General features: G+C 61.5%; 25 protein-coding genes and 1 other RNA gene. 18 read left to right on the top strand and 8 right to left on the bottom strand.

From position 1 onward, the window contains the following. Positions 1-50: 50 nt before the first annotated feature. The 3 genes from ffs to AB8B29_RS17575 all read left to right on the top strand — a co-directional run bounded on the left by ffs (position 51) and on the right by AB8B29_RS17575 (position 2504). Positions 51-147, top strand: an RNA gene (gene ffs, locus AB8B29_RS17585) — signal recognition particle sRNA small type. 46 nt (positions 148-193) lie between these two features. After that, entirely contained in the window at positions 194-2071 is a 1878-nt protein-coding gene (locus tag AB8B29_RS17580; RefSeq protein ID WP_047640547.1) for a DNA polymerase III subunit gamma/tau, read from the top strand. Between the two features lie 109 nt (positions 2072-2180). Continuing rightward, positions 2181-2504, top strand: a complete 324-nt coding sequence (locus AB8B29_RS17575) for a YbaB/EbfC family nucleoid-associated protein (RefSeq protein ID WP_037199350.1) — start codon at positions 2181-2183, stop codon at positions 2502-2504. Positions 2505-2525: 21 nt separating this feature from the next. Here the strand turns inward: AB8B29_RS17575 and AB8B29_RS17570 are convergent, their stop codons facing one another. Then, complete coding sequence (locus AB8B29_RS17570; RefSeq protein ID WP_047561139.1) at positions 2526-3002, bottom strand: Lrp/AsnC family transcriptional regulator; 477 nt, start codon at positions 3000-3002, stop codon at positions 2526-2528. 110 nt (positions 3003-3112) lie between these two features. Between AB8B29_RS17570 and AB8B29_RS17565 the strand changes: the two genes are divergently transcribed. Together AB8B29_RS17565 and AB8B29_RS17560 are read left to right on the top strand one after the other, a co-directional pair. Continuing rightward, positions 3113-3649, top strand: a complete 537-nt coding sequence (locus AB8B29_RS17565) for an RBBP9/YdeN family alpha/beta hydrolase (protein WP_037199266.1) — start codon at positions 3113-3115, stop codon at positions 3647-3649. Positions 3650-3742: 93 nt separating this feature from the next. Beyond that, entirely contained in the window at positions 3743-4354 is a 612-nt protein-coding gene (locus tag AB8B29_RS17560) for a LysE family translocator (RefSeq protein ID WP_037199268.1), read from the top strand. Positions 4355-4356: 2 nt separating this feature from the next. Here the strand turns inward: AB8B29_RS17560 and AB8B29_RS17555 are convergent, their stop codons facing one another. Next, on the bottom strand, positions 4357-4983 hold the full coding sequence (locus AB8B29_RS17555; protein WP_037199269.1) for an MOSC domain-containing protein: 627 nt from the start codon (positions 4981-4983) through the stop codon (positions 4357-4359). Between the two features lie 57 nt (positions 4984-5040). On the opposite strand from AB8B29_RS17555, the gene recR reads away from it, so the two are divergent. The 12 genes from recR to AB8B29_RS17495 all read left to right on the top strand — a co-directional run bounded on the left by recR (position 5041) and on the right by AB8B29_RS17495 (position 18933). Next, positions 5041-5646 (top strand): recombination mediator RecR, encoded by a 606-nt coding sequence (gene recR / locus AB8B29_RS17550; protein WP_037199271.1) that lies wholly within the window; start codon positions 5041-5043, stop codon positions 5644-5646. A gap of 13 nt (positions 5647-5659) precedes the next feature. Then, positions 5660-7102: a lytic murein transglycosylase gene (locus AB8B29_RS17545; protein WP_439006616.1), complete on the top strand. Its 1443-nt coding sequence runs from the start codon at positions 5660-5662 to the stop codon at positions 7100-7102. Positions 7103-7262: 160 nt separating this feature from the next. Continuing rightward, on the top strand, positions 7263-7871 hold the full coding sequence (gene rimP, locus AB8B29_RS17540) for a ribosome maturation factor RimP (protein WP_037199273.1): 609 nt from the start codon (positions 7263-7265) through the stop codon (positions 7869-7871). Between the two features lie 62 nt (positions 7872-7933). Further along, the gene (gene nusA, locus AB8B29_RS17535) at positions 7934-9538 is read left to right on the top strand and encodes a transcription termination factor NusA (protein WP_037199275.1); all 1605 of its coding nucleotides are present in this window, start codon (positions 7934-7936) and stop codon (positions 9536-9538) included. Next, the gene (locus AB8B29_RS17530) at positions 9535-10227 is read left to right on the top strand and encodes an RNA-binding protein (RefSeq protein ID WP_037199277.1); all 693 of its coding nucleotides are present in this window, start codon (positions 9535-9537) and stop codon (positions 10225-10227) included. The genes nusA and AB8B29_RS17530 overlap by 4 nt, the downstream gene beginning before the upstream one ends. A 101-nt stretch (positions 10228-10328) precedes the next feature. After that, positions 10329-13055, top strand: a complete 2727-nt coding sequence (gene infB, locus AB8B29_RS17525) for a translation initiation factor IF-2 (RefSeq protein ID WP_037199278.1) — start codon at positions 10329-10331, stop codon at positions 13053-13055. A gap of 91 nt (positions 13056-13146) precedes the next feature. After that, positions 13147-13374, top strand: coding sequence for a hypothetical protein (locus tag AB8B29_RS17520; protein WP_439006615.1), 228 nt, complete (start codon positions 13147-13149; stop codon positions 13372-13374). A 42-nt stretch (positions 13375-13416) separates the two neighbouring features. Next, positions 13417-13839, top strand: a complete 423-nt coding sequence (gene rbfA / locus AB8B29_RS17515; protein WP_037199280.1) for a 30S ribosome-binding factor RbfA — start codon at positions 13417-13419, stop codon at positions 13837-13839. Positions 13840-13851: 12 nt separating this feature from the next. Beyond that, complete coding sequence (gene truB / locus AB8B29_RS17510; RefSeq protein ID WP_112442428.1) at positions 13852-14784, top strand: tRNA pseudouridine(55) synthase TruB; 933 nt, start codon at positions 13852-13854, stop codon at positions 14782-14784. 172 nt (positions 14785-14956) lie between these two features. Beyond that, positions 14957-15226 (top strand): 30S ribosomal protein S15, encoded by a 270-nt coding sequence (rpsO, locus tag AB8B29_RS17505; RefSeq protein ID WP_034512717.1) that lies wholly within the window; start codon positions 14957-14959, stop codon positions 15224-15226. Positions 15227-15551: 325 nt separating this feature from the next. After that, the gene (gene pnp / locus AB8B29_RS17500) at positions 15552-17690 is read left to right on the top strand and encodes a polyribonucleotide nucleotidyltransferase (protein WP_037199355.1); all 2139 of its coding nucleotides are present in this window, start codon (positions 15552-15554) and stop codon (positions 17688-17690) included. A 226-nt stretch (positions 17691-17916) separates the two neighbouring features. Continuing rightward, positions 17917-18933: a class I SAM-dependent methyltransferase gene (locus AB8B29_RS17495; protein WP_047561152.1), complete on the top strand. Its 1017-nt coding sequence runs from the start codon at positions 17917-17919 to the stop codon at positions 18931-18933. Positions 18934-18985: 52 nt separating this feature from the next. Here the strand turns inward: AB8B29_RS17495 and AB8B29_RS17490 are convergent, their stop codons facing one another. The 6 genes from AB8B29_RS17490 to fabA form a co-directional block, all read right to left on the bottom strand. After that, positions 18986-20197: an acyltransferase family protein gene (locus AB8B29_RS17490; protein ID WP_112442430.1), complete on the bottom strand. Its 1212-nt coding sequence runs from the start codon at positions 20195-20197 to the stop codon at positions 18986-18988. 157 nt (positions 20198-20354) lie between these two features. Further along, on the bottom strand, positions 20355-20930 hold the full coding sequence (locus tag AB8B29_RS17485) for a GNAT family N-acetyltransferase (protein ID WP_439006614.1): 576 nt from the start codon (positions 20928-20930) through the stop codon (positions 20355-20357). Between the two features lie 36 nt (positions 20931-20966). Beyond that, the gene (locus AB8B29_RS17480; protein ID WP_037199284.1) at positions 20967-21320 is read right to left on the bottom strand and encodes an HIT family protein; all 354 of its coding nucleotides are present in this window, start codon (positions 21318-21320) and stop codon (positions 20967-20969) included. Between the two features lie 96 nt (positions 21321-21416). Then, on the bottom strand, positions 21417-22223 hold the full coding sequence (fabI, locus tag AB8B29_RS17475) for an enoyl-ACP reductase FabI (protein WP_037199285.1): 807 nt from the start codon (positions 22221-22223) through the stop codon (positions 21417-21419). Between the two features lie 4 nt (positions 22224-22227). Continuing rightward, positions 22228-23451, bottom strand: a complete 1224-nt coding sequence (gene fabB / locus AB8B29_RS17470) for a beta-ketoacyl-ACP synthase I (protein ID WP_037199286.1) — start codon at positions 23449-23451, stop codon at positions 22228-22230. Between the two features lie 54 nt (positions 23452-23505). Continuing rightward, positions 23506-24021: a 3-hydroxyacyl-[acyl-carrier-protein] dehydratase FabA gene (fabA, locus tag AB8B29_RS17465; RefSeq protein WP_037199288.1), complete on the bottom strand. Its 516-nt coding sequence runs from the start codon at positions 24019-24021 to the stop codon at positions 23506-23508. Positions 24022-24318: 297 nt separating this feature from the next. Between fabA and irrA the strand changes: the two genes are divergently transcribed. Next, positions 24319-24738 carry an iron response transcriptional regulator IrrA gene (irrA, locus tag AB8B29_RS17460; protein ID WP_037199290.1) on the top strand — a complete coding sequence of 140 codons (420 nt, stop codon included), beginning with the start codon at positions 24319-24321 and terminating at the stop codon, positions 24736-24738. The last annotated feature ends 66 nt before the right edge of the window (positions 24739-24804 follow it).

The raw sequence follows: 24804 nt of genomic DNA, 5'->3' as shown, positions 1-24804 counted from the left end.
TTTTGACCTTGGCTTGCTTTTGATGGCGATATTGCCGATATGTGCATCTGGGAGGTTGGTGGTGGACGAGCCACTCGCCAACCGGGTCAGGTCCGGAAGGAAGCAGCCCTAACGAGCCCGGCACGGGTCATCGTGCCAGCCTCCCACCCTTTCCGAAAGCAAGACCCGGCTTTCTGCGGGCAACAGCAGGGCGATGAGCGACAGCGAGCGACAAGCAAAAGATGCCGCCTCGACCGGCACCGGTTACCGGGTGCTGGCCCGCAAGTACAGGCCCAAGGACTTCACGGATCTTATGGTCGGCCAGGAGCCGATGGTCCGCACGCTCACCAACGCGTTCGAGACCGGGCGCATCGCGCAGGCCTACATGCTGACCGGCGTGCGCGGCGTCGGCAAGACGACGACCGCCCGCATCCTTGCCCGTGCCCTCAACTACAAGACATCGGACATCGATCGCCCAACGATCGATCTGCGCGAGCCAGGCGAGCATTGCCAGGCGATCATGGAAGGCCGGCATGTCGATGTCATCGAGATGGACGCCGCCTCCCATACGGGTATCGACGACATCCGTGAGATCATCGAGCAGGTGCGCTACCGGCCGGTATCGGCGCGCTACAAGGTCTACATCATCGATGAAGTGCACATGCTGTCGACGGCCGCCTTCAACGGCCTGTTGAAGACGCTGGAAGAGCCCCCCGAGCATGTGAAATTCATCTTCGCCACGACAGAAATCCGCAAGGTGCCGATCACGGTCCTGTCGCGCTGCCAGCGCTTCGACCTGCGCCGCATCAGCGCGTCCGATCTTGTGGGACTGTTCACCACCATCGCCGGCAAGGAAGGCATCGAGGTGGAGCCGGAAGCGCTCGCCATGATCGCCCGGGCCGCCGAAGGCTCGGCGCGCGACGGTCTGTCGCTGCTCGACCAGGCGATCGCCCACGGCAGCGGTTTTGTTGCAGCCGATGCCGTGCGCTCGATGCTGGGACTTGCCGACCGCGCCCGCATCGTCGATCTCTTCGGCCACATCGTCAAAGGCGATGTTTCGTCCGCCTTGGCCGAGTTCAACAGCCAGTATGAGGCCGGCGCCAACCCCGTCGTCGTGCTGACCGACCTTGCCGATTTCACCCATCTCGTCACCCGCCTGAAATATGTGCCCGAAGCCGCCGACGATCCGTCGCTGAGCGAAGTCGAGCGCATAAAAGCCTTGGAGTTTGCGCAGGGCGTGGCGGTGACGGCACTGTCGCGCATCTGGCAGATGCTTCTGAAGGGCATAGCCGAGACCGAGAACGCGTCGCGGACTGCCGGTGCTGCCGAAATGGTATTGATCCGGCTGGCGCATGCCGCGCATCTGCCCGCACCGGAAGATGCCGCGCGCAGGCTTGTGGAATTTTCTGATGGCAATGGCGGTGCTCGCCCACCGTCGGCATCCCCCATCGGCAGCGGCGGAGGGACACCGGTTTCCTACCAGGGCACTGCCATGGCGAGAGCCGTCGAAACACCAGCGCCACGACCCGCGCCCTCGGCGCCGGTTGCCATGCTGCGTTCGGTGCCGAATACGCAGCCGGATTCGCAACCCGTGGGACGTATTGAGCCGAGGCCGACCGAAGCGCCAAAGCCGCTCGTGCCGATCAATTCGATGGCCGATATCGCCGAGCTTGCCGGCCAGAAGCGCGATCCGAAACTGAAGGTGCTGGTGCGCACCTTCGTGCGCCCCGTACGGCTGGAGCCGGGCCGGCTCGACGTCAGCCTGACATCAGGCGCTCCCGGCACACTGCTGAACGAGCTTGCCGTCAAGCTGAAGGAATGGACCGGCATCCACTGGATCGTCAGTCTCAGCCGCGACGAAGGCGAGCCGACGCTGGTGGAAGCCGAAGCGAACGCGCAGAAGCAGCGGGTCGCCGATGCGCGGCAGGACCCGGATGTCGCGGCCATCCTGTCGCAGTTTCCCGGTGCAAAGATCATCGACGTACGCGTGCGGGCACCGGAGACGGAAGAAGAGGAGGAGCAGACAACCGCTCCAGCCATCGCAGAATCCGTCGACGGGGATATTCTGCCGGGCGACGACATAGAATTCTAGGAGTAGGATGAACGGCAGCGGAACCGCATGGGCTCGACGGCCTGGAGCGGCCTTCGCATCCCATCCTCACCAATTACGCTGACGATACGCAAAAGAAGGACCAATGACGATGCGTGACATCATGGGCATGATGGGCAAAGTGAAGGAAATGCAGGCCAAGATGGAGAAGATGCAGTCGGAAATCGCCGACATTCGCGTCGAAGGCAAGGCCGGCGGCGGCCTCGTCACCGTCACCGTCAACGGCAAGAGCCAGATGCTGGGCATCAAGATCGATCCGTCGCTCTTCAAGGAAGACGATGTCGAGATCCTCGAAGACCTGATCGTCGCCGCCAACAAGGATGCCCAGGAAAAGGCCGAGGCGATCGCCGCCGACAAGACCCGCGAGCTGACCGCCGGCCTGCCGATCCCGCCCGGTTTCAAGCTGCCTTTCTAAGATCGGCGCCCAAAGGCTCCCTCACCGGGCGATCGTCTTGCGGATCAATTCGCGGCCGATCGGCTTTACCGGTTCGTTCCGCAGCACCAGCGACGTCGTCACCGCGCCATGGCGGGCGATGGAATCGACGATGGTTTCAAGGTTGGCGGCTGTCGGCACGAGGACCTTGAGCAGGAAACAATCCTCCCCCGTCAATCTGAGAACTTCGATGATCTCGGGCATTTCCGAAAACTGCTTCAGGCATGGACGGATATGCTCATGCGAGGTGCGCAGCCGGATGACCGCCATCATGCCGAGCCCGACCGTAGCGGGATCGACGACGGCACGATAGCCTGCGATCACACCTCGCTCTTCCAGCCGCTTCAACCGCTCCGATGCCGCCGGCTGCGAAAGGCCGACGCGGCGACCGAGTTCCGATACCGAGATCCTTCCATCCCGCTGCAGGATCTCGATCATCGACATGTCAGTCGGGTCCAACTCCTTCTCGGCGCTTTCCATTTTCCACCTTTAATTCATCGGTTGGAGAAGATTTTATCCAATGGATTGCAATGTCAATTGCTTGAGCGACATGTCAGTTTTTCTCCACCAGATAGCGAGAGAGGACAGGGATGAGCGATATCATCATGCTGCCGGGGCTTGGTGGCTCCGACGGAGATCATTGGCAGACCTTGTGGGAGCGGCAGGATCCGCACATACGACGATTCCAGCCATCGAGCTGGGACAGACCGATGCTCACAGACTGGATCGAAGCGCTCGAAAGGGAGATCGCCCGCTCGAAAACGCCGCCGATCCTGATCGCTCATAGTCTTGCCTGCCAGCTAATCGCGCATTGGGCACCCGTGCAGAAAACGCCGATCCTTGGTGCCTTCCTTGTCGCGCCACCCGATCCGACCGGTGAGGTCTATCTGACTGGGGCCGGCAGTTTCGCCAATCCGCCGCGGCAACGGCTGCCGTTTCCGTCCATGCTCGTCACCAGCACCGACGATCCCTACGGCCCCTACGATTATTCCCGGGATAGCGCCGAAATCTGGGGCAGCGAGTTTGTGAGTGTGGGGCCACTCGGTCATATCAATTCAGCATCCGGGCTGAGCGATTGGCCTGAGGGCAAGGCACTCTTCGAGCGATTTCGCGCGCAACTCGGGTGAGGAGCACATCGGGAATTTGGAAAACGGCAGCCAGGATGCTATTTCTGGGTGCCTTCCATATGCCTTCTGGCCTGCCCGATCGGAGAGAATGCGATGAGCCTGTCGATGTTGCTTGTTTTTGCCGGTGCACTGTTCATCGCCGCTGGATCGCCGGGGCCGAACATCGCAGCACTCGTGGCACGCGTGCTCACCAAGGGCGCCCGCAATGTGTTGCCCTTTCTCTCCGCCATGTGGCTGGGCGAAGCGATCTGGCTGACCTGCGCCGTTGCGGGCCTTGCGACCATCGCCGAAACCTTCCACTGGGCCTTCGTGGTGATCAAATGGCTTGGCGTCGCCTATCTTCTCTATCTCGCTTGGAAAATGTGGTTTGCGGCCTCGGACACGGCAGAGGAACAGCTACCGGACGAGCCATCAGCCGCGCGGCTTTTCCTCGCCGGCTTCACGGTGACCATGGGCAACCCGAAGATCATGGTGTTCTACGTGGCACTGCTGCCCTCGATCATCGATCTTCATGCCGTCACCCTTTCCGGCTGGGCCGAGCTTGTGGCGACGATGTTCGTGGTGCTTGTTGTCATCGATCTTTCCTGGGCAATGCTTGCGGCAAAGGCGAGGACGTTCCTGAAGAGCCGCCGCGCCGTCCGCATCGCCAATCGCGCCAGCGCCGGCACCATGGCGGGTGCTGCCGTGGCGATCGCCATGCGGTAAGCCTAGAGATTACCGGCGTCGCCCTCGAGCATGGCCCTCAGCTTGTAGTGAATGGGTGCTGCCAGATAACGCGCTCGATCCTGCGGCGATAGTTGCCTGCCGAAAGTCGCCATCATTTCCGGCATGGTGACGGGGCTGCCTGCATAGGGAACGTAGGTCACGACAGCGCCCGCTGCTAGGGTGCCGCCTTGGACGACACGACAGTAGATGCCGGGGCGCCCCGCACGCGTATAGCGTCTCACGAATTTGGGATCACCCATCTTCGCGGCGAAGGTCGCGCAGGGAATACGGGCCGAGGTGGCCTCCAGAACAAGATTGCCGACTATGAATCTATCGCCGACGGCGACTGCGCAATTGTCGAGCCCTTCGATGACGAGATTTTCGCCGAACGTGCCGGGCTCCAGAGGGCGCCCGAGTTCTTTCGCCCACCAATCCAGCGTCAACGATCCCTCGACATAGACGGCCTGGTCGCGGCCGCCGTGATGCTCGCGATTGCAGATCGCATCGCCGATCAGACCTTCCCCGTCGATCATGACGCCGCCGCTCACGGCATGTTTGTTGATGCCGGTCCTGCTTTTCCTGCCGGGCAGCGTTTCGGCGGCGCCGACGCAAATGGCCAGAATTTTCATCGGCCAATCATCCCTTCCGTGATTCCGTTCCTTGAGCTTATGGGCTAAAAGCCTCCCATGGCAAAGCGAGTCACCGGCCCCGAAATCGAAAAACTCATCCAGCTTCTGGCGAAAGTGCCGGGGCTTGGGCCTCGCTCGGCGCGGCGCGCGGCTCTGCACCTGATCAAGAAGAAGGACCAGCTGCTCGGGCCGCTTTCCCACGCCATGGGCGAAGCCTATGACAAGGTGAAGATCTGCTCTCGCTGCGGCAATGTCGATACCGTCGATCCCTGCACCGTGTGCACCGACGACCACCGCGACCAGTCCGTCATCATCGTCGTCGAGGATGTGTCCGATCTCTGGGCGCTGGAGCGGGCCGGTGCGATGAATGCCGCCTACCATGTGCTCGGCGGCGTGCTGTCGCCGCTCGATGGCGTCGGCCCCGACGATCTCAATATTCGCGGACTGATCGCGCGGGTCGCCGAAGGCGGCGTCCGCGAGATCATCATCGCCGTCAACGCCACGGTGGAAGGCCAAACCACAGCACACTATATAACCGACCAGCTTGCCGGTCTTGAGATCAAGATCACCCGGCTGGCCCATGGGGTGCCGGTAGGAGGCGAGCTCGATTATCTCGACGAAGGCACGCTGACGGCGGCGCTGCGGGCGCGGACGGCGATTTGAGGAGAGGCAGAGCATGAGGAGAGTGCGCACCCCCCTCTGTCACTTCGTGACATCTCCCCGACAGGGGTGGAGATTGGTAACCCGGAGCTCTGTCTTCACCAAACAATCAGCAGCTGCATCTGCAGAAACTTCGGACCGTCGATATGGCATGAAGCGCGCCGCCCACGATCTCCCCCCTTGTGGAGGAGATGTCCCGAAAGGGACAGAGGGGGGTATCGCGCGACATATTCTGCGGCTGCTCATCCTCCTCCTGACCATCCTTCCCCTGCCCGCGTTTGCCGCCTCGAAGGCCGATGTCGAAGCGCAGTTCCAGAGCTGGCTGCAGAAGGATCTCTGGCCCCAGGCGCAAAAGGACGGGATATCCGAAAAGACCTTCCGCGCCGCCTTTGCCGGTATCACGCTGAACTGGGACCTGCCGGATCTCGTACCCCCGGGCTTTCCAAAGCCCCAGGAGCAGAAGCAGACGCAGGCCGAATTCTCCTCGCCCGCTCCGTATTTCAACGAGGCGCGGCTGCAAAAGCTGGCAGCGACCGGACGGAGCCTCGCTTCGCAATATGGCCCGGTGCTGCAGCGGATCGAGAAGACCTACGGGGTGCCGGGGCCGATCCTGCTGGCCATCTGGGGCCGCGAGACCGGCTTCGGGGCCGCGAAGCTGCCGAATTCGGCGATCCAGGTGCTGGCGACCAAAGCCTTCATGTCGACCCGCAAGGACATGTTCCGCACCGAGCTTATCGCGGCATTGCACATCCTCGACCATGGCGACGTCACGCCCAATCAGTTCATGGGGTCCTGGGCAGGCGCGCTTGGCCAGCCGCAATTCATGCCCACCAGCTACCTGAAATATGCTGTCGATTTCGACGGCGACGGCCACCGCAACATCTGGACCTCGGTGCCGGATACACTGGCATCCATAGCCAACTATCTGGTCCAGAAGGGCTGGCAGCGCGGCCGCAGCTGGGGCTACGAGGTCGCCATCCCGCAGGCTGTTTCCTGTGCCCAGGAAGGGCCTGATCTCGCCAAGCCGATCTCGCACTGGGCATCGCTCGGCATCACCAGGATTTCCGGCAAAGCCTTTCCATCAGACGAATTGCGCGCCAGCGGCATGATGCTGGTGCCGGCCGGCCGCGACGGACCTGAGTTCATCGTCACGCCGAATTTCTACGTCATCAAGGAATACAACAACTCCGACCTCTACGGCATTTACATCGGCAACCTTGCCGACCGGATCGCCGCCGGCAGCGGCGCCTTCCAGGGCCAATGGGGCGATGTCGGCAAGATGCTACGCTCCGATGTCGCCGGCATGCAGAAGACTTTGGAGCGCAAGGGCTACGACGTCGGCGGCACGGATGGCCTGCCCGGCTACAAGACGAGACGGTCGATAGGCCAATGGCAGGAAAAGAGCGGCATGAAGCCCACCTGCTATCCCGACAGTTCGATGCTCGGCGTACTGAAATAGGCAGCCGAGCAGGTTTCGGCGCGAAAGCCTTGCAATTTGCCGGAAACGGGCTTATATCCGCATTCAAATTCTTGATCGTGTGATGAAGAGTGGGCCGCAAGGACCCGCTCTTTTTTATTAGCTCGATCTCCCAAATGCAGTAGCCTGCAGGAGTGAACGCTTGTCGGAAGTGACAAACGCAGACAATACCAATGAACCGCGCCTGATCGTCGAAACCGGCCTTGACCAGCGCGTCGCCGCCATCATCGAGCCCGTGATCGTCGGCATGGGCTTCCGCCTGGTGCGTGTGCGCCTCCTGAACCAGAACGGCCTGACTTTGCAGGTGATGGCCGAGCGCAACGACGGCACCATGACCGTTCAGGATTGCGAAGAAGTCTCGACGGCGATTTCGCCGGTGCTTGATGTGGAAGATCCCGTCGATAAGGCGTATCATCTGGAAGTGTCTTCGCCCGGCATCGACCGGCCGATGGTGCGCAAGTCGGATTTCCGCCGCTGGATCGGCCATATCGTCAAGTGCGAGACCTCGATCCTGGTTGATAATCGCAAGCGCTTTCGCGGCAAGATCGCCGACGTCAACGACGATGGTTTCACGATCGAACGCGATCAGGTTGCCTATGGCGAGGAACCGAAGGTGACCATTCCGTTCAGCACGCTGGCCGAGGCCAAGCTGATCCTGACGGACGATCTCATCCGCGACGCGCTGCGCGCCGACAAGCTGGCGAAAGCCGAGGCAGCGAACCAGAACGAAGCGGACGACGAAGAAGAATAATCGATCAACGAACCGCCTGACGGAACGGGAACCCAAGGGCAGGAAGACGGAGACTAAAAACAATGGCAGTCAGTGCGAACCGGCTAGAACTTCTGCAGATCGCAGATGCAGTGGCGCGCGAAAAGGTCATCGACCGCGAGATCGTGCTTGCCGCAATGGCAGACGCGATCCAGAAGGCCGCGCGCTCGCGTTACGGCTCGGAGTCGAACATCCGCGCCGACATCAACCCGAAGACCGGCGAAATCCGGCTGCAGCGCCTGCTCGAAGTCGTCGAGAAGGCCGAGGACTATTCCACGCAGATCCCGCTAGAACTGGCCCGCGACCGCAACCCGGATGCAGCTCTTGGCGATTTCATCGCCGATCCGCTGCCGCCGATGGATTTCGGCCGCATCGCCGCCCAGTCGGCCAAGCAGGTCATCGTGCAGAAGGTGCGCGAAGCCGAGCGTGACCGCCAGTTCGACGAATTCAAGGATCGCGTCGGCGAAATCGTCAACGGTACGGTCAAGCGCGTCGAATACGGCAACGTCATCGTCGACCTCGGCCGTGGCGAAGGCATCATCCGCCGCGACGAGATGATCCCGCGCGAGAACTTCCGCTACGGCGACCGCGTCCGCGCCTATGTCTACGACGTTCGCCGCGAGCAGCGCGGTCCGCAGATTTTCCTGTCGCGCACGCATCCGCAGTTCATGGTCAAGCTCTTCACCATGGAAGTGCCTGAAATCTACGACGGCATCATCCAGGTGAAATCGGTTGCCCGCGATCCGGGCTCGCGCGCCAAGATCGCCGTTATTTCGAACGACTCGTCGATCGATCCGGTCGGCGCCTGCGTCGGTATGCGCGGTTCGCGCGTCCAGGCCGTCGTCGGCGAGCTGCAGGGCGAAAAGATCGACATCATTCCGTGGTCCAACGAGCCGGCGAACTTCGTCGTCAATGCGTTGCAGCCGGCTGAAGTCTCCAAGGTCGTTCTCGATGAGGACGCCGAGCGCATCGAAGTCGTGGTTCCGGACGAACAGCTGTCGCTGGCGATTGGCCGCCGCGGCCAGAACGTTCGCCTTGCTTCGCAGCTGACCGGCTGGGACATCGACATCATGACGGAAGCCGAGGAATCGGAACGCCGTCAGAAGGAATTCAACGAGCGTACCAACCTGTTCATGGACGCGCTCGATGTCGACGAGATGGTCGGCCAGGTTCTGGCTTCCGAAGGCTTTGCCGCCGTCGAGGAGCTGGCTTATGTCGAACTCGACGAAATCGCCTCCATCGACGGTTTCGACGAAGAAACCGCCCAGGAAATCCAGCAGCGCGCCCGCGAATATCTGGAGCGCCTGGAAGCCGAAATGGACGAGAAGCGCAAAGCACTCGGCGTATCCGACGAGCTGCGCCAGATCAACGGTATGACCGCGCAGATGATGGTCGCCCTCGGTGAGGACGGCATCAAGACGATCGAGGACTTCGCCGGCTGCGCCGCCGACGACCTCGTCGGCTGGAGCGAACGCAAGAACGGCGAGACGAAGAAGTTCGAAGGCCTGTTCTCCAAGCTCGAAGTCTCGCGTGTCGAGGCGGAGCAGATGATCGTGCAGGCTCGTCTGTCGGCTGGCTGGATCACCGAAGCCGATCTCGCCACTGAGACCGAAGAGGTCGCGGAGGATGAAGCCGAGCAAGAAGCATGACGATCACCGAGAGGCCGAGCGCACCGCCTGAAGACGAAGATCTCGGGGGTGACGGCGCAAACGGCCGCACGTGCATCGTAACACGCGAAAGCGGATCGCCCGACGAGTTGATCCGCTTCGTAGCCGCTCCTGACGGGACCGTTGTTCCCGATCTGAAGCGGCAGCTGCCGGGACGCGGCTGCTGGGTCAAGCTTGACCGGGCACTCGTGGACAAGGCGGTAGCGAAGAAATTGTTTTCTCGCGCCTTGAAGGCGGAGGTGACGGCACCGAGCGATCTCGGCGCCATCGTCGACCGCCTTCTTGTGGCGCAGCTTGCCGGGATGATGCACATGGCGCGCAAAGCGAGCCAGTTCGTCAATGGCTCGTCAAAGGTAGATGGCTCCGTTCGCAACGGTTCGGCACTCGCCGTGTTCCATGCGATCGATGCCGCCGCTGACGGCGTCCGCAAGATCGACCAGGCACGAAAAGCCTGGCATCTCGGCATGGAGACCGAAAAGGAAATACCGTCATTCCGTGTCTTCACGGAGGCGGAAATGGAAGAACTGATGGGCCAGAATGCTTTTATCCATGCCGCAGCGCTTGCAGGGCGGGCGGGTGAAGGTGTAGTGAAGCGCGCAAACCTGCTCGAACGGTACCGCAACGGCGGTCAGTCCCGGGCAACGGGCGGCGCTGGCCGGCGAAAACAATGACGCGGTCACCGGCCTATGCCGGACGCCTCATTAAGGTACATGCATTGAACGACAGGGTCTGACGGACGTTTCCGAGCCCTGTCCGAAGGAACAGGAACGGAATGACCGACAATCAAGACGACAAGACGCTGAGTGTTTCGGGTAAGAAGACCCTCACCCTGAAGCCTTCAGGCGTAAACCAGGGCACCGTGCGCCAGGACATGGGCCGCGGTCGCACCAAGGCGGTCGTGGTTGAGACCCGCAAGCGCCGCCCCCTACGCCCCGAAGACGAAAAGCCGATCGCGGCTTCGACGACGGCTGCCGCAACGCCATCCGTGACGCGCGTCGCGGAACCGACGCCGCAGCCGCCGCGCCCGCCGCAGCCCGCTCCGCGCATTCATCAGCCCGGTGGCCAGCAACAGCGGCCGGGACAGCCCAACCAAAGCTATCAGCAGCGGCCGCAGCAGGAACGCTCGTCGCGACCGGTGGTTCTGAACCATCTGTCTGCCGATGAAATGGACGCGCGCCGTCGCGCACTCGCCGACGCCCAGGCCCGCGATGCCGCGGACGCCGTCCGCCGTGCCGAGGAAGAAGCGCGCCGCGCCGAAGAGGAAGCCGCCCGTCGCATCGTGGAGCAGGCCGAAGCCGCCCGCCGCGCCGAAGAAGAAGCTGCCCGTGCCGTAGAGGCAAAGGTCGAAACGCCCACACCGGTGGAAGCACCGAAGCCGGACGTGCAGGCGGCCGCGGCTCCTGTCGTTGCTCGTCGCCCGGATGCGGCTCCGCAGCCGGCGCGCCCCGGCGCGCTGCCCGTGGAAGCACCGGCCAATCGTCGTCGGGTCAATGAAGAAGAAACCGATCGCGGCCCGCCGCGTGGTGGCCCTCCGGCGCGCGGCAAGGTCACGCGCCCCGAGCCGGCAAAGCCGGTCACTACGCGTCCGAAGACCGACGAAGAACGTCGTCGCGGCAAGCTGACGGTAACGACGGCCAATGTCGACGAAGACGGCAGCGCTCGCGGCCGCTCGCTTTCGGCCATGCGCCGCCGCCAGGAAAAGTTCCGCCGCAGCCAGATGCAGGAAACGCGCGAAAAGATTTCGCGTGAAGTCGTGCTGCCGGAAACAATCACCATCCAGGAGCTGTCGCAGCGCATGTCCGAACGCGCCGTCGACGTCATCAAGTTCCTGATGAAGGAAGGCCAGATGCTGAAGCCGGGTGACGTCATCGACGCCGATCTGGCAGAGCTGATCGCCAACGAATTCGGTCATACGGTCAAGCGCGTTTCAGAATCCGACGTCGAACACGGCATCTTCAACGTTGCCGACGAAGACGGCGAACTGGTTTCCCGTCCGCCTGTCGTTACCATCATGGGTCACGTCGACCACGGCAAGACCTCGCTGCTCGACGCCATCCGCCACGCCAACGTGGTGGCCGGCGAAGCTGGCGGCATCACCCAGCATATCGGTGCCTATCAGGTCGAGCAGAACGGCCAGAAGATCACCTTCATCGATACCCCTGGCCACGCCGCCTTCACGGCAATGCGTGCTCGCGGTGCCCAAGCGACCGACATCGCGATCCTGGTCGTTGCGGCCGACGATAGCGTGATGCCGCAGACGATCGAATCGATCAACCACGCCAAGGCGGCGGGCGTTCCGATCATCGTGGCGATCAACAAGATCGACAAGCACGAAGCCAACCCGCAGAAGGTTCGCACCGAACTGCTGCAGCATGAAGTCTTCGTCGAATCCATGGGCGGTGAAGTGCTCGACGTGGAAGTCTCCGCGAAGAACCGCACCAACCTCGACAAGCTGCTGGAAGCCGTGCTGCTGCAGGCGGAAATCCTTGATCTCAAGGCCAATCCGAACCGCACGGCCGAAGGCACGGTCATCGAAGCCCAGCTCGATCGCGGCCGCGGCTCCGTTGCGACAGTGCTCATCCAGAAGGGCACGTTGCGCCCCGGGCAGATCGTCGTTGCCGGCGATCAGTGGGGTCGCGTACGCGCGCTGGTCAACGACAAGGGTGAACATGTGAAGGAGGCCGGCCCGGCCATGCCGGTCGAGGTACTCGGTCTTTCCGGTGCTCCGCAGGCCGGCGACAAGTTCGCTGTCGTCGAAAACGAAAGCCGCGCCCGCGAAATCTCGGAATACCGTCAGCGTCTCACCCGCGATAAGGCGGCTGCCCGCCAGTCGGTCCAGCGCGGTTCGCTGGAACAGATGATGATGACGCTGCAGGCCACGGGCACCAAGGAGTTCCCGCTGGTCATCAAGGGCGACGTGCAGGGCTCGATCGAAGCCATTGCCGGCGCGCTGGACAAGCTCGGCACCGACGAGGTTCGCGCCCGCATCGTCCATTCGGGCGTCGGCGGCGTGACCGAATCCGATATTTCGCTGGCCGGAGCTTCCGACGCGGCGATCATCGGCTTCAACGTCCGCGCCAACTCGCAGGCTCGCACGCTCGCAGAGCGCGAAGGCATCGAAATCCGCTACTACAACATCATCTACGATCTGGTGGATGACGTGAAGGCGGCGATGTCGGGCCTCTTGTCTCCGGAGCGCCGCGAAACCTTCCTCGGCAATGCCGAGATCCTCGAGGTGTTCAACATCACGAAGGTTGGCAAGGTCGCGGGTTGCCGCGTCACCGAAGGCAAGGTCGAACGTGGCGTCGGCGTCCGCCTGGTGCGCGACAACGTCGTCATCCACGAGGGCAAGCTCAAGACGCTCAAGCGCTTCAAGGACGAAGTCTCCGAAGTCAACGTCGGCCAGGAATGCGGCATGGCCTTCGAAAACTACGAAGACATCCGCGCGGGCGATACGATCGAATGCTTCCGCGTCGAGCACATCACGCGCACGCTGTAAGCGCCTTCCCATTGGCTGGATATCAAAACCGCCGGTCATCGCCGGCGGTTTTTTATTGGGTTCGAAGAGGCTGGAGAAAGGCGCGCCGCTCATGACGACAACGTCTGAAGACAACGATCGGATCGTCGTTTCCTACGTTCGTCAACCGGACGAGCATATCGCGGTCATGCGACAGGCGGGACGCCGTCTCGCGGTACGCCGCACCCCGAATGCTTACGACAGATGGAGCCCAGGATGCCGCATTCCAGCGGATTCTGGGCTTCTGGAAGGCAGAACGGGCCATCCAGCCTTGACCTTTGCGCCGGATCGAGTCATGTGACCCGCTTTATAGCGTCCAAGGGACGCTGCTAACGGAAAAACCATGACCAGACCAACTTCTTCCGCGCCCTCGCAGCGTATGCTTCGCGTCGGCGAACAAGTGCGCGCCGCGATCACGCAGGTCCTGCAGCGCGGCGAAGTGCGCGACGACCTGATCGAGCGCACCGTGATCTCCATTTCCGAAGTGCGCATGTCGCCGGACCTGAAGATCGCCACCGCCTATGTGACGCCGCTCGGCGTCGCCGACCACGACATCGTCATCGACACGCTCAATCGTCATTCGAAATACATCCGCGGCCGTCTCGGGCCGCTGCTTCGGCAGATGAAATACATGCCGGAAGTCCGCTTCCGCGACGATACCAGCTTCGACAACTACAAGAAGATCGATGCGCTGCTGCGCTCGCCGGAGGTCCAGCGCGATCTCAATGACGGCGATGCTGACACCGATACCGACAAAAACCGATAACAGAGACAGAGAATGTCCAAACCACGCAAGCCCAAGGGCCGCCCGATTTCGGGCTGGCTCATCCTCGACAAGCCGGTGGATTTCGGCTCGACCGAGGCCGTTTCCAAGATCAAGTGGCTTTTCAAGGCGCAGAAGGCGGGCCATGCCGGCACGCTCGATCCGCTTGCCTCCGGCATGCTGCCGATCGCGCTTGGCGACGCCACCAAGACGGTCCCCTACGTCATGGACGGCCGCAAGATCTATGAATTCACCGTCACCTGGGGCGAAGAGCGCGCCACGGACGATCTCGAAGGCGAGGTGACGCAGACGTCAGACAAGCGCCCGGGCGAAGAAGACATCCGCGCGCTGCTGCCGCAATATACCGGTGTCATCAACCAGATCCCGCCGCAGTTCTCGGCCATCAAGATTGCCGGCGAACGCGCCTACGACCTCGCCCGCGACGGCGAGACGGTCAAGATCCCCTCGCGCGAAGTGGAGATCTTCCGGCTGACGCTGCTTGCCTGCCCAGATGCCAATACGGCGCATTTCGAGGTGGAGTGCGGCAAGGGCACCTATGTCCGGGCGCTTGCCCGCGATTTCGGCCGCGATCTCGGCTGCTACGGCCATATTTCCAGCCTGCGCCGCAGTTTCGTCGCCCCCTTTGCGGAGGAGGCGATGGTGCCGCTCGCCAATCTGGTGGCGCTCGAAGCAATCGAGGATGCCGACGAGCGGCTGGCGGCCCTCGACGCGCTGCTGATCGACACGGCCGAAGCCCTGTCGTCGCTGCCGCACCTCGTCATCAACGACGATCAGGCGCACCGTTTGAAGATGGGCAATCCTATTCTGGTCCGCGGCCGCGATGCGCCGGTCGCCGAAACGGAGGCCTATGCCACCGCGCGCGGCAAGCTGATCGCCATCGGCGAGATCGGTGAGGGGGAATTCCGACCGAAGCGGGTGTTCGTGTAAGCGCCGCCTTCTCCCGGCCGGGAGAAGGAAAAATCGCGGCTCTTCCCTTTGCATGTCAAATGGTCTATAGGCAGCGCCAGCATCGGGCATGCCTGATTGCATTCGCGGCCAATGCTGGACGACATCCCGGCTTTTGGCGACTTTAATTTCCTCTCATAGAAAGGACTATCCGATGTCGATCACTGCTGAGCGCAAGGCTGCGCTGATCAAGGAATATGCGACCGTCGAAGGCGACACCGGTTCTCCGGAAGTCCAGGTTGCTATCCTGACCGAGCGCATCAACAATCTCACAGGCCACTTCAAGGACCACAAGAAGGACAACCACTCCCGTCGTGGACTCCTGACGATGGTTTCCAGCCGGCGCTCGCTTCTTGACTATCTCAAGAAGAAGGACGAAGGCCGTTATACCAAGCTGATCACCAGCCTCGGTATCCGTCGCTAATCGAATTTCCGGCGGGCGTTCTCCTGAACGTCCGCCGGATGCTTATGAAGGGTATGAACCCTTGAGACGAGTTTCCCTAGCGCCTTGTGTTTGCGCGATGTGAAACCGCCGGCAGGCCGGATGGGCCGGTCCTGCCAACAACAACCGTTGACCTGTCATGGGGCAGGATTGCCGGATGCTTTCAGCCGAGGCTTCGCGCTTCGGCCGATCTTCGAAAGCCTCTCGTTGTCTTGCCCGTGATGCGTCACATTTCGTGCGGTCGAAGATGCACCTTGCCGAACTCATTGGCGACGGCGCCTTTTCCCGCACAATGCAAGGACAAGATATGTTCGATATCCATACCGTCGAAATCGAGTGGGCCGGTCGCCCGCTGAAGCTCGAAACCGGCAAGATCGCCCGCCAGGCCGATGGCGCTGTCATGGCAACCTACGGCGAGACCGTGGTACTTGCCACCGTCGTTTCCGCCAAGTCGCCGAAGCCAGGCCAGGATTTCTTCCCGCTCACCGTCAACTACCAGGAAAAGACCTACGCAGCCGGCAAGATCCCCGGCGGCTACTTCAAGCGCGAAGGACGTCCGAGCGAAAACGAAACCCTCGTTTCCCGCCTGATCGACCGCCCGATCCGCCCGCTCTTCCCGGAAGGCTACAAGAACGACACGCAGGTCGTCGTCACCGTCATCCAGCATGATCTCGAAAACAATCCCGACATCCTGTCGATGGTTGCCACTTCGGCAGCGCTCACGCTCTCCGGCGTTCCGTTCATGGGCCCGGTCGGCGGCGCCCGCGTCGGTTACATCAACGGCGAATACGTGCTCAACCCGCATCTCGACGAGATGGACGAATCGAGCCTCGACCTCGTCGTCGCCGGCACGCAGGACGCCGTTCTGATGGTTGAGTCGGAAGCCAAGGAATTGCCCGAGGACGTCATGCTCGGCGCCGTCATGTTCGGCCATCGCGGCTTCCAGCCCGTCATCGACGCGATCATCAAGCTCGCTGAAGTCGCGGCCAAGGAACCGCGCGATTTCACGCCGGAAGATCACTCCGAACTCGAAGCCGAAATGCTCGGCATCGCCGAAGCCGAGCTGCGCACCGCCTACAAGAACACGCAGAAGGCTGAGCGCTACGCTGCCGTCGACGCCGTCAAGGCCAAGGTCAAGGCACACTTCTTCCCGGAAGGCGTCGAGCCGAAGTATTCGGCCGAAGTCATCGGCGCCGTCTTCAAGCACCTGCAGGCCAAGATCGTTCGCTGGAACATCCTCGACACGTCGAGCCGTATCGACGGCCGCGACCTGTCGACCGTTCGCCCGATCGTTTCGGAAGTCGGCCTCCTGCCGCGCACGCACGGTTCGGCGCTGTTTACCCGCGGTGAAACGCAGGCAATCGTCGTCGCCACGCTCGGCACCGGCGAAGACGAACAGTACGTCGACAGCCTGACGGGCATGTACAAGGAGCGCTTCCTGCTCCATTACAACTTCCCCCCCTACTCGGTTGGCGAAACCGGCCGCATGGGTTCCCCGGGTCGTCGCGAAATCGGTCACGGCAAGCTCGCCTGGCGCGCTATCCGCCCGATGCTGCCGACGGTCGAACAGTTCCCCTACACGCTGCGCGTCGTCTCCGAGATCACCGAGTCGAACGGCTCGTCCTCGATGGCAACGGTTTGCGGCACCTCGCTCGCTCTGATGGACGCCGGCGTTCCGCTGGCCAAGCCGGTTGCCGGCATCGCCATGGGTCTGATCCTAGAAGGCGATCGTTTCGCCGTTCTCTCCGACATTCTCGGTGACGAAGACCACCTCGGCGACATGGACTTCAAGGTCGCCGGCACGGCCGACGGCATCACCTCGCTGCAGATGGACATCAAGATCGCTGGCATCACCGAAGAGATCATGAAGGTCGCTCTCGGCCAGGCACAGGGCGGTCGCACCCACATCCTCGGCGAAATGTCCAAGGCAATCACCGAAAGCCGCGGCCAGCTCGGCGAATTCGCACCGCGCATCGAAGTCATGAACATCCCGGTCGACAAGATCCGTGAAGTCATCGGCTCCGGCGGCAAGGTCATCCGCGAAATCGTCGAAAAGACCGGCGCGAAGATCAACATCGAAGACGACGGCACCGTCAAGATCGCCTCGTCCTCCGGCAAGGAGATCGAAGCGGCCCGCAAGTGGATCCACTCGATCGTCGCCGAGCCGGAAGTCGGCCAGATCTACGAAGGTACGGTTGTCAAGACCGCCGACTTCGGCGCCTTCGTCAACTTCTTCGGCGCCCGTGACGGCCTCGTCCACATCTCGCAGCTCGCTTCCGAGCGCGTGGCGAAGACGCAGGACGTCGTCAAGGAAGGCGACAAGGTCTGGGTCAAGCTGCTCGGCTTCGACGAGCGCGGCAAGGTCCGCCTTTCCATGAAGGTCGTCGATCAGGCGACCGGCCAGGAACTCGCCGCCGACAAGAAGAAGGATGACGCGGCCGAATAAGCCGCGCCTTCATTCACGTTCCGGGGCGCGGAATTCGTTTCCGCGCCCTTTTTATATTATTGCTGTCGGCCTGGCCCGTTTTCGCTGAAACTATGTGCCCGGCCCCTCACCCTAGCCCTCTCCCCGCCTATGCGGGGAGAGGGCTAGGGTGAGGGGCAAGCATGGAATACGACGATGGCGCACATATCCGACAATCGAAACCCATTCCCATGACGAGATAACGCCTATGAGCCGCGACGCCCTGAAGACCCTGTTTCATCCCTTTGCCTCTGGCACCATTGACGCGCCCGGCGAGGGTAAGCGGATCCTTTTTCTCGCAGCAGAGGCGGGCTTTTCGCTGCCGGACGGATTTACCGCGGAACTTTCGGCCGTTCAGGGCTTCCGCCCCTTCTATCGCCAGCTGCAGGCGCAGCGGATCAACGTGACGCCGGAGATCGAGGGCGGCGACTATGACGGCGCGCTGGTCCTTTGCGGCAAGCACAAGGGCGAAAACGAAGACCATATCGCCGAAGCGCTGTCGCGCGTTAGGGAAGGTGGCCTCATCGTGGTCGCCGGCGGCAAGGAAGACGGCATTCAGCCGCTGCGCAAGCGCATGGAGGGTTTCGGCCTCGCGGTCGAGTACATGCCGAAATATCACGGTGTCGCCTTCTGGTTCGCGCGCCCCGCTGACATCAAGGTGATGACGGCGCAGCTTGGCAAGCCAGCTACACGCGTCGACGACCGTTTCACCACAGCGCCTGGCATGTTCTCCCATGACCGGATCGACGCCGGCTCGGAACTGCTCGCCTCGCGCCTGCCGACCGACTTTACCGGCGATGCCGCCGATTTCGGGGCCGGCTGGGGTTATCTTTCCGTGGAACTTGCGACGAAGTCGCCAAGAATCGCCCGTATCGACCTCTATGAGGCCCATTACGGCGCGCTGGAAGCTGCACGCGCCAATCTGCTGGCCAATTGCCCGAAGGTCGCCCAGCGCTTCTTCTGGCACGATCTGGCGAGCGAGCCGGTCAAGGACAAGTACGACCTGATCATCATGAACCCGCCCTTCCATGAAGGCCACGCCGCCGAACCTTCGCTCGGCCAGGCGATGATCAAGACTGCCGCCGCCTCCCTGCGCAGCGGCGGCCGCCTGATGCTGGTCGCCAATCGCGGCCTGCCCTATGAGCCGGTGCTGGCGGAAAGCTTCAAGGAGCATGGCGAAACCTGCCGCAATGCCCGCTTCAAGGTGCTCTGGGCGAAGAAATAAGCAAAGCAGAGGCGGTCATTGGCCGCCTTTTTGTATATGCAAGCATATCGGCTCAGCGCGAGCGGGGTACGAGATGATCCCGCAGATGCAGGAAGCTTCTCTCGACGACAAACCAGAGCGCCGCCGCCACGATGAAGCATGTCGCAACATAGATCACGAAGCCGGACAGGCCCTGAAGATTTTCCCGGCCAAAGACCATCCTGTCGAGCTGGTAGACGGCCTTATGGGTCAGATACAGGCTGTAAGATAGGGTCGCGATGCCTGTGATCGCCGGAAGATGCCAGCGCCCGATCTTCGGCTGCAGATCCAGCATGGCGCCGAGGATCAATGTTACTCCGGCCGAAAACAGCGGGAACCCGACGACTGTGCCGGGGAAAGGCTGGAGCAAAAGCGGCAGATGGGTCTCGGCAAACGGCCCTCGCCCGGAAAAGATCATCAGGGCGGCCGTGGCAAGAATGCTGCCGAGGACGAGCGCGATATAGGGCGGCATGTACCGCTCCCACAGCAACGGCCTGAACAGCCGAACGGCGGCCAGAGCGACACCGAACGTCAAGCCATCAAGCCGATTGTATGTCGGGTAGTAGATATCCCTGAGATAGGTCGCAAAGGCTTGGCCATATTCATGCACTTCCGCAGGCGCGCCGACCAAGCTCCGCCAGATCGCAAACCGCAAACCCATGCCGGCAATGACGATCGTCGCTGCGAGAATGGCAATGAAAACCATCGTCGCGCGGCGTTTCAGCAGGAAAACGAGAACCGGCAGAATCAGATAGAAATGCGTTTCGACGCTCAATGACCACGCCTCGGTGAACGCACCGCCAGAGCGAGGATCGAGCCCGAAGTTGAGTATGGAGGTGAGGAACCGCCAGGCCGGCTGCATCGTCGGCGTATCGCGCAGAGACGGAATGAACGTGTAGAGGGCGAGGACCACTAGAAATGCCGGCAATATGCGGAAGGCCCGCCGCAGATAGAAGCTCTTGAAATCGACGCTGTCACGGCGCGCCGCTTCCGCCATCAGCTGGGTGCCGATAAGGAAGCCGCTGAGCACGAAGAATATGTCGACGCCGAGCCATCCATAGGGCCTGATGCCCACAAGCGGCAACGGCGTCGCCTCTGCCGGCAGATGCAGCAGCATGACCAGCAGGATGGCAACCGCGCGCAATATATCCGGCCCCAGCGCTCTCGTACCGGCAATGGCACCGAGCGATGTCGTCTTGTCCGGTGGAACGAGCGACTTGGAATTGGCAACAGCTATGGTGTTCACGGCTGGGGTTCCCGTAAATGGTCAATGAACGCCGATGGACATGCAGGCAATACTGTTGAATGCGCTTGATGTATCGCAATTCCGGCCGGTGGTAACGGACCATCCCCGGCAAGATAGAATTAACCTAAAGTTTTCGTAAAATTTTAGCCAATGCGGGTTAACGCGGCCGATTCGGCGCTCTTGCAGCCCATTCGTGGCTCAGCAGGGCATAAATATATTCATCGCCCCATATGCCGTTAAAGCGGTCGTTCTCGACCAAATGCGCCTCGCGGCGCAGGCCGAGCCGTTCGACAACGCCGACCGATCCGGCGTTCTTCGCATCCAGGCGCGCGAAGATTCGATGGAAGCCGAACTTTTCGAAACCGAGGGTGATGATGGCCGCAGCGGCCTCGGTGGCGTAGCCCTTGCCGGCATAAGCCGGATTGAAGATGTAGCCGAGCTCGGCCTGTTGGGCAGCCTTGCTGACGAGCTTGAGGCTGACCTGACCCATCAGCGCATCATCCTCGCGCCGAACAACGGCGCAGCGCAGAATATCGCCATCTTCCGACAAGCGCGTGTTCAAGCCGGCATCGAAACGCTCCCGCATTTCCTCCGGTGATGGAGGGGCGCTGTAGAGATAGCGGTAGATCTCAGGAAGCGAACGATAGGTGCTATAGGCCTCGAAATCCTCCGGCACGAAGCTGCGGAGAATGAGCCGCTCGGTCGCGCAAAAGCAATCAATGTCCTCGTGCATCCAGATCATCCTTGATGTTTGCGGCAATAGGGCCGCTCAGTCCGGTCGCGCAGCGAGCAACTCTCCCTCACCCAAACGGCGCGGGATCAAGTGAACATGAGCGTGAAAGATTTTCTGGCCGGCTGCATGGCCGATGTTCGACCCGAAATTAAATCCGCTGACGGATGTATCTTCGCGGCCGATCGCTTCCCGGCACCGAATGGCGAGCTCGTGAATCGCTTCGCGTTCTTCGGTATCGGTTGCGAAAATATCGGTCACATGGCGCCGGGGAATGATCAGCGTGTGCAGCGGACGGACGGGAAATTTATCCCTGATCGCAAAAGCAACAGCGTTTTCGGCGACGACTGTCAGTTCCGACACACGGCAAAAGATGCAGTTTTCATGCGCCACTCGGACCTCCGCCAACGCTTAGGGCCGCTGATGGCGGCCTTAAGATGCTACAGAATTTGCAATCGAGCCGATCGTTGCAGCACCCGAATGGTGTGGTTACTCGGCGTCGGCGCTCGACAGCGTTTCCAGCGTCGGCATCGAAGTGATGTTGTAGCCGGCATCGACGAAATGGATTTCGCCGGTAACGCCTGCCGACAGATCCGACAGGAGATAGAGCGAGGACGAACCGACCTGATCGATGGTGACCGACTTGCGTAGCGGCGCGTTGCGTTGGTTCCAGGAGAGAATGGCGCGGGCGTCGGAAATGCCGGCACCGGCCAGCGTTCGGATCGGGCCGGCGGAGATGGCGTTGACGCGGATGCCTCGCGGGCCGTAATCGGCAGCGAGATAGCGCACGGAGGCTTCCAAAGCCGCCTTGGCGACACCCATGACGTTGTAATTCGGGATCACGCGCGTCGAGCCGTTATAGGTCAGCGTCAGCATGCTGCCGCCTTCGACCATCAGGTCGGCGGCGCGCCTTGCGATCTCGGTGAAGGAAAAGCAGGAAATCACCATGGTGCGCGTGAAATTATCCCGCGTGGTGTTGGCGTAGAGGCCCTTCAGCTCGTTCTTGTCGGAGAAGCCTATGGCGTGGACGATGAAATCCAGCTTGCCCCAGCGCGTCTTGATCTCTTCGAAGACGGCATCGACGGAAGCCAGATCCTCGACGTCGCAAGGCAGAAGGAAGTCCGAGCCGACTTCGGCTGCAAGCGGCTTGACGCGCTTGCCGAGCGCTTCGCCCTGAAAGGTGAATGCCAGTTCCGCGCCTTCGGCTGCGAGCGCCTTCGAAATGCCCCAGGCAATGGAATGATTGTTTGCGACGCCCATGATGAGGCCGCGCTTACCCTGCATGATTCCGGTCATTGCGTTATCCGTTGTAGCGCTGGAATACGAGCGTGGCGTTGGTGCCGCCGAAGCCGAAGGAATTCGAAAGAGCGATATCGATCTTGGCGTCGTCGATGCGCTTGCGCACGATCGGCACGCCGGCAAATTCCGGGTCGAGTTCGGCGATATGGGCGCTCTCGCCGATAAAGCGCTCCTGCATCATCAGGATCGAATAGATCGATTCCTGAACACCTGCCGCGCCGAGCGAATGGCCCGTCAGTGACTTGGTCGACTGAATCGGCGGGATCTTGTCGCCGAACACTTCGCGAATCGCGCCGATTTCCTTGCTATCGCCCACCGGCGTCGAGGTGCCGTGGGTGTTGACGTAGTCGATGTCGCCCTTCACCGTGGCCATTGCCTGGCGCATGCAGCGTACCGCGCCCTCGCCCGAAGGTGCGACCATGTCGTAGCCGTCGGAGGTGGCCCCGTAGCCAACGACTTCAGCGTAGATCTTGGCGCCGCGTGCCTTGGCGTGTTCTAGCTCTTCCAGAACCAGCACGCCGGCTCCACCGGCGATGACGAAGCCATCGCGGTTAGCGTCATAGGCGCGCGATGCGGTTTCCGGGTGATCCTCGTTGAACTTGGAGGACATGGCGCCCATGGCGTCGAAGAGGTTCGACATGGTCCAGTCGAGATCCTCGTGGCCGCCGGCGAACATCACGTCCTGCTTGCCCCACTGGATCATTTCGGTCGCATTGCCGATGCAATGCGCCGAGGTCGAGCAGGCAGACGAGATCGAATAGTTGACGCCGTGGATCTTGAACCAGGTCGCAAGCGTCGCCGATGCCGTCGACGACATCGACTTCGGCACGGCGAAAGGACCGATGCGCTTCGGGCTGTTGTTCTTGCGGGTAATGTCGGCGGCTTCGATCAGCGTGCGGGTCGACGGGCCGCCGGAGCCCATGATGATGCCGGTGCGCTCGTTGGTGATATCACCTTCCTCGAGGCCGCTGTCGGCGATCGCCTGCTTCATCGCGACATGGTTCCACGCGCCGCCCTGCGACAGGAAGCGCATGGCGCGGCGATCGACCAGTTCGGTCGTATCGATCTTCGGCGCACCCCAGACCTGGCACTTGAAGCCGTGCTCGGCGAAATCGGGGGAGAAAGAAATGCCGGACTTGGCTTCGCGCAGCGAGGCGGTCACTTCTTGAGCATCGTTTCCAATCGAAGAGACAATACCCAGACCCGTAACAACTACCCGTCTCATGTCGATGACCTTTTCTTAAACAGTCTGTCTTTGTGGAGGCGGCAACGCCGCAGTTCAGGCAACCTTGTCCTTTGACAGGCCTACACGCAGGTCTGACGCCTGATAGATGGTTTCGCCGTCGGCCTTCAGCCAGCCATCGGCAGTGCCGAGAACGAGGCGGCCGCGCATGACGCGTTTGAAGTCGATGCCGTATTCGAGGAGTTTCGTCTCCGGACGAACCATGCCCTTGAACTTCACTTCGCCGGTCGAAAGCGCCATGCCGCGGCCGGGTTCACCGAGCCAACCGAGGAAAAAGCCGGTCAGCTGCCACATGCCGTCCAGGCCGAGGCATCCTGGCATAATCGGGTTGCCGGCAAAATGACAGGGGAAGTACCAGTCGTCGGGACGCACGTCGTATTCGGCGCGAATATAGCCCTTATCGAAGGTGCCACCGGTTTCGGAAATATCTGTAATGCGATGGACCATCAGCATCGGTGGCAGGGGAAGCTGTGCGTTGCCGGGGCCAAACAGTTCGCCGCGGCCGCAGGCCAGGATTTCCTCGTAGTTGAAGCTGGATTGTCTCGTCGTCATAAAAATTCCGTTTCCCCCGCATGAATGCCGATGGATGTGAAGCTTTAGTGCAAGATCGACAGAAAATGAAGCGCAACCATCACACTCTCACTCCACCATCCAATCGAACCCGCTAGCCCTTATGTGGTGGTCGCATACAGGAACGCCAGAGCTGCGACCAGTGGCAAATGCGGCAAAAGCCCGATTTTTCCGGCTTTTGAGCACCTTCCCACCCCATCGAAACTATTGAAAGCGATCAAGGCAAAAGTTATATGGCTTAGTGAAGAATAATAGAAATCTGGAATCCGGAGTCCCTGAATGGCGGAAGAGGCCGAAATCGCGATCGAGACCAGGCTGCGCAATGTCGGCTTGAGACCGACCCGGCAGCGGATCGCGCTGGGTGATCTCCTTTTCGCCAAGGGCGACCGGCATCTGACGGTCGAGGAGCTTCACGAGGAAGCCGTGGCCGCCGGTGTGCCCGTCTCTCTCGCGACCGTCTACAACACGCTGCATCAATTCACCGAAGCCGGCATGATCCGCGTGCTCGCCGTCGAGAGCACCAAGACCTATTTCGACACCAACGTCTCCGATCATCATCACTTCTTCGTCGAAGGCCACAACGAAGTGCTGGATATTCCGATCAGCAATCTGACGATCGGCAACCTGCCGGAGCCGCCGAATGGCATGGAAATCGCCCATGTCGACGTCGTGATCCGCCTGCGCCGCAAGCAGCGATAAGAGGCAGTAGGCAGTGGAATTGTTTCACGGCCTTTTGCTATTGCCTAATTCCTACTGCCTCCCTGT

This window comes from Rhizobium sp. 11_C7_N12_5 (genome assembly GCF_051811145.1).
Classification (GTDB): Bacteria; Pseudomonadota; Alphaproteobacteria; order Rhizobiales; family Rhizobiaceae; genus Rhizobium; species Rhizobium lusitanum.
This window is presented reverse-complemented; position numbering and strand designations above follow the sequence as displayed.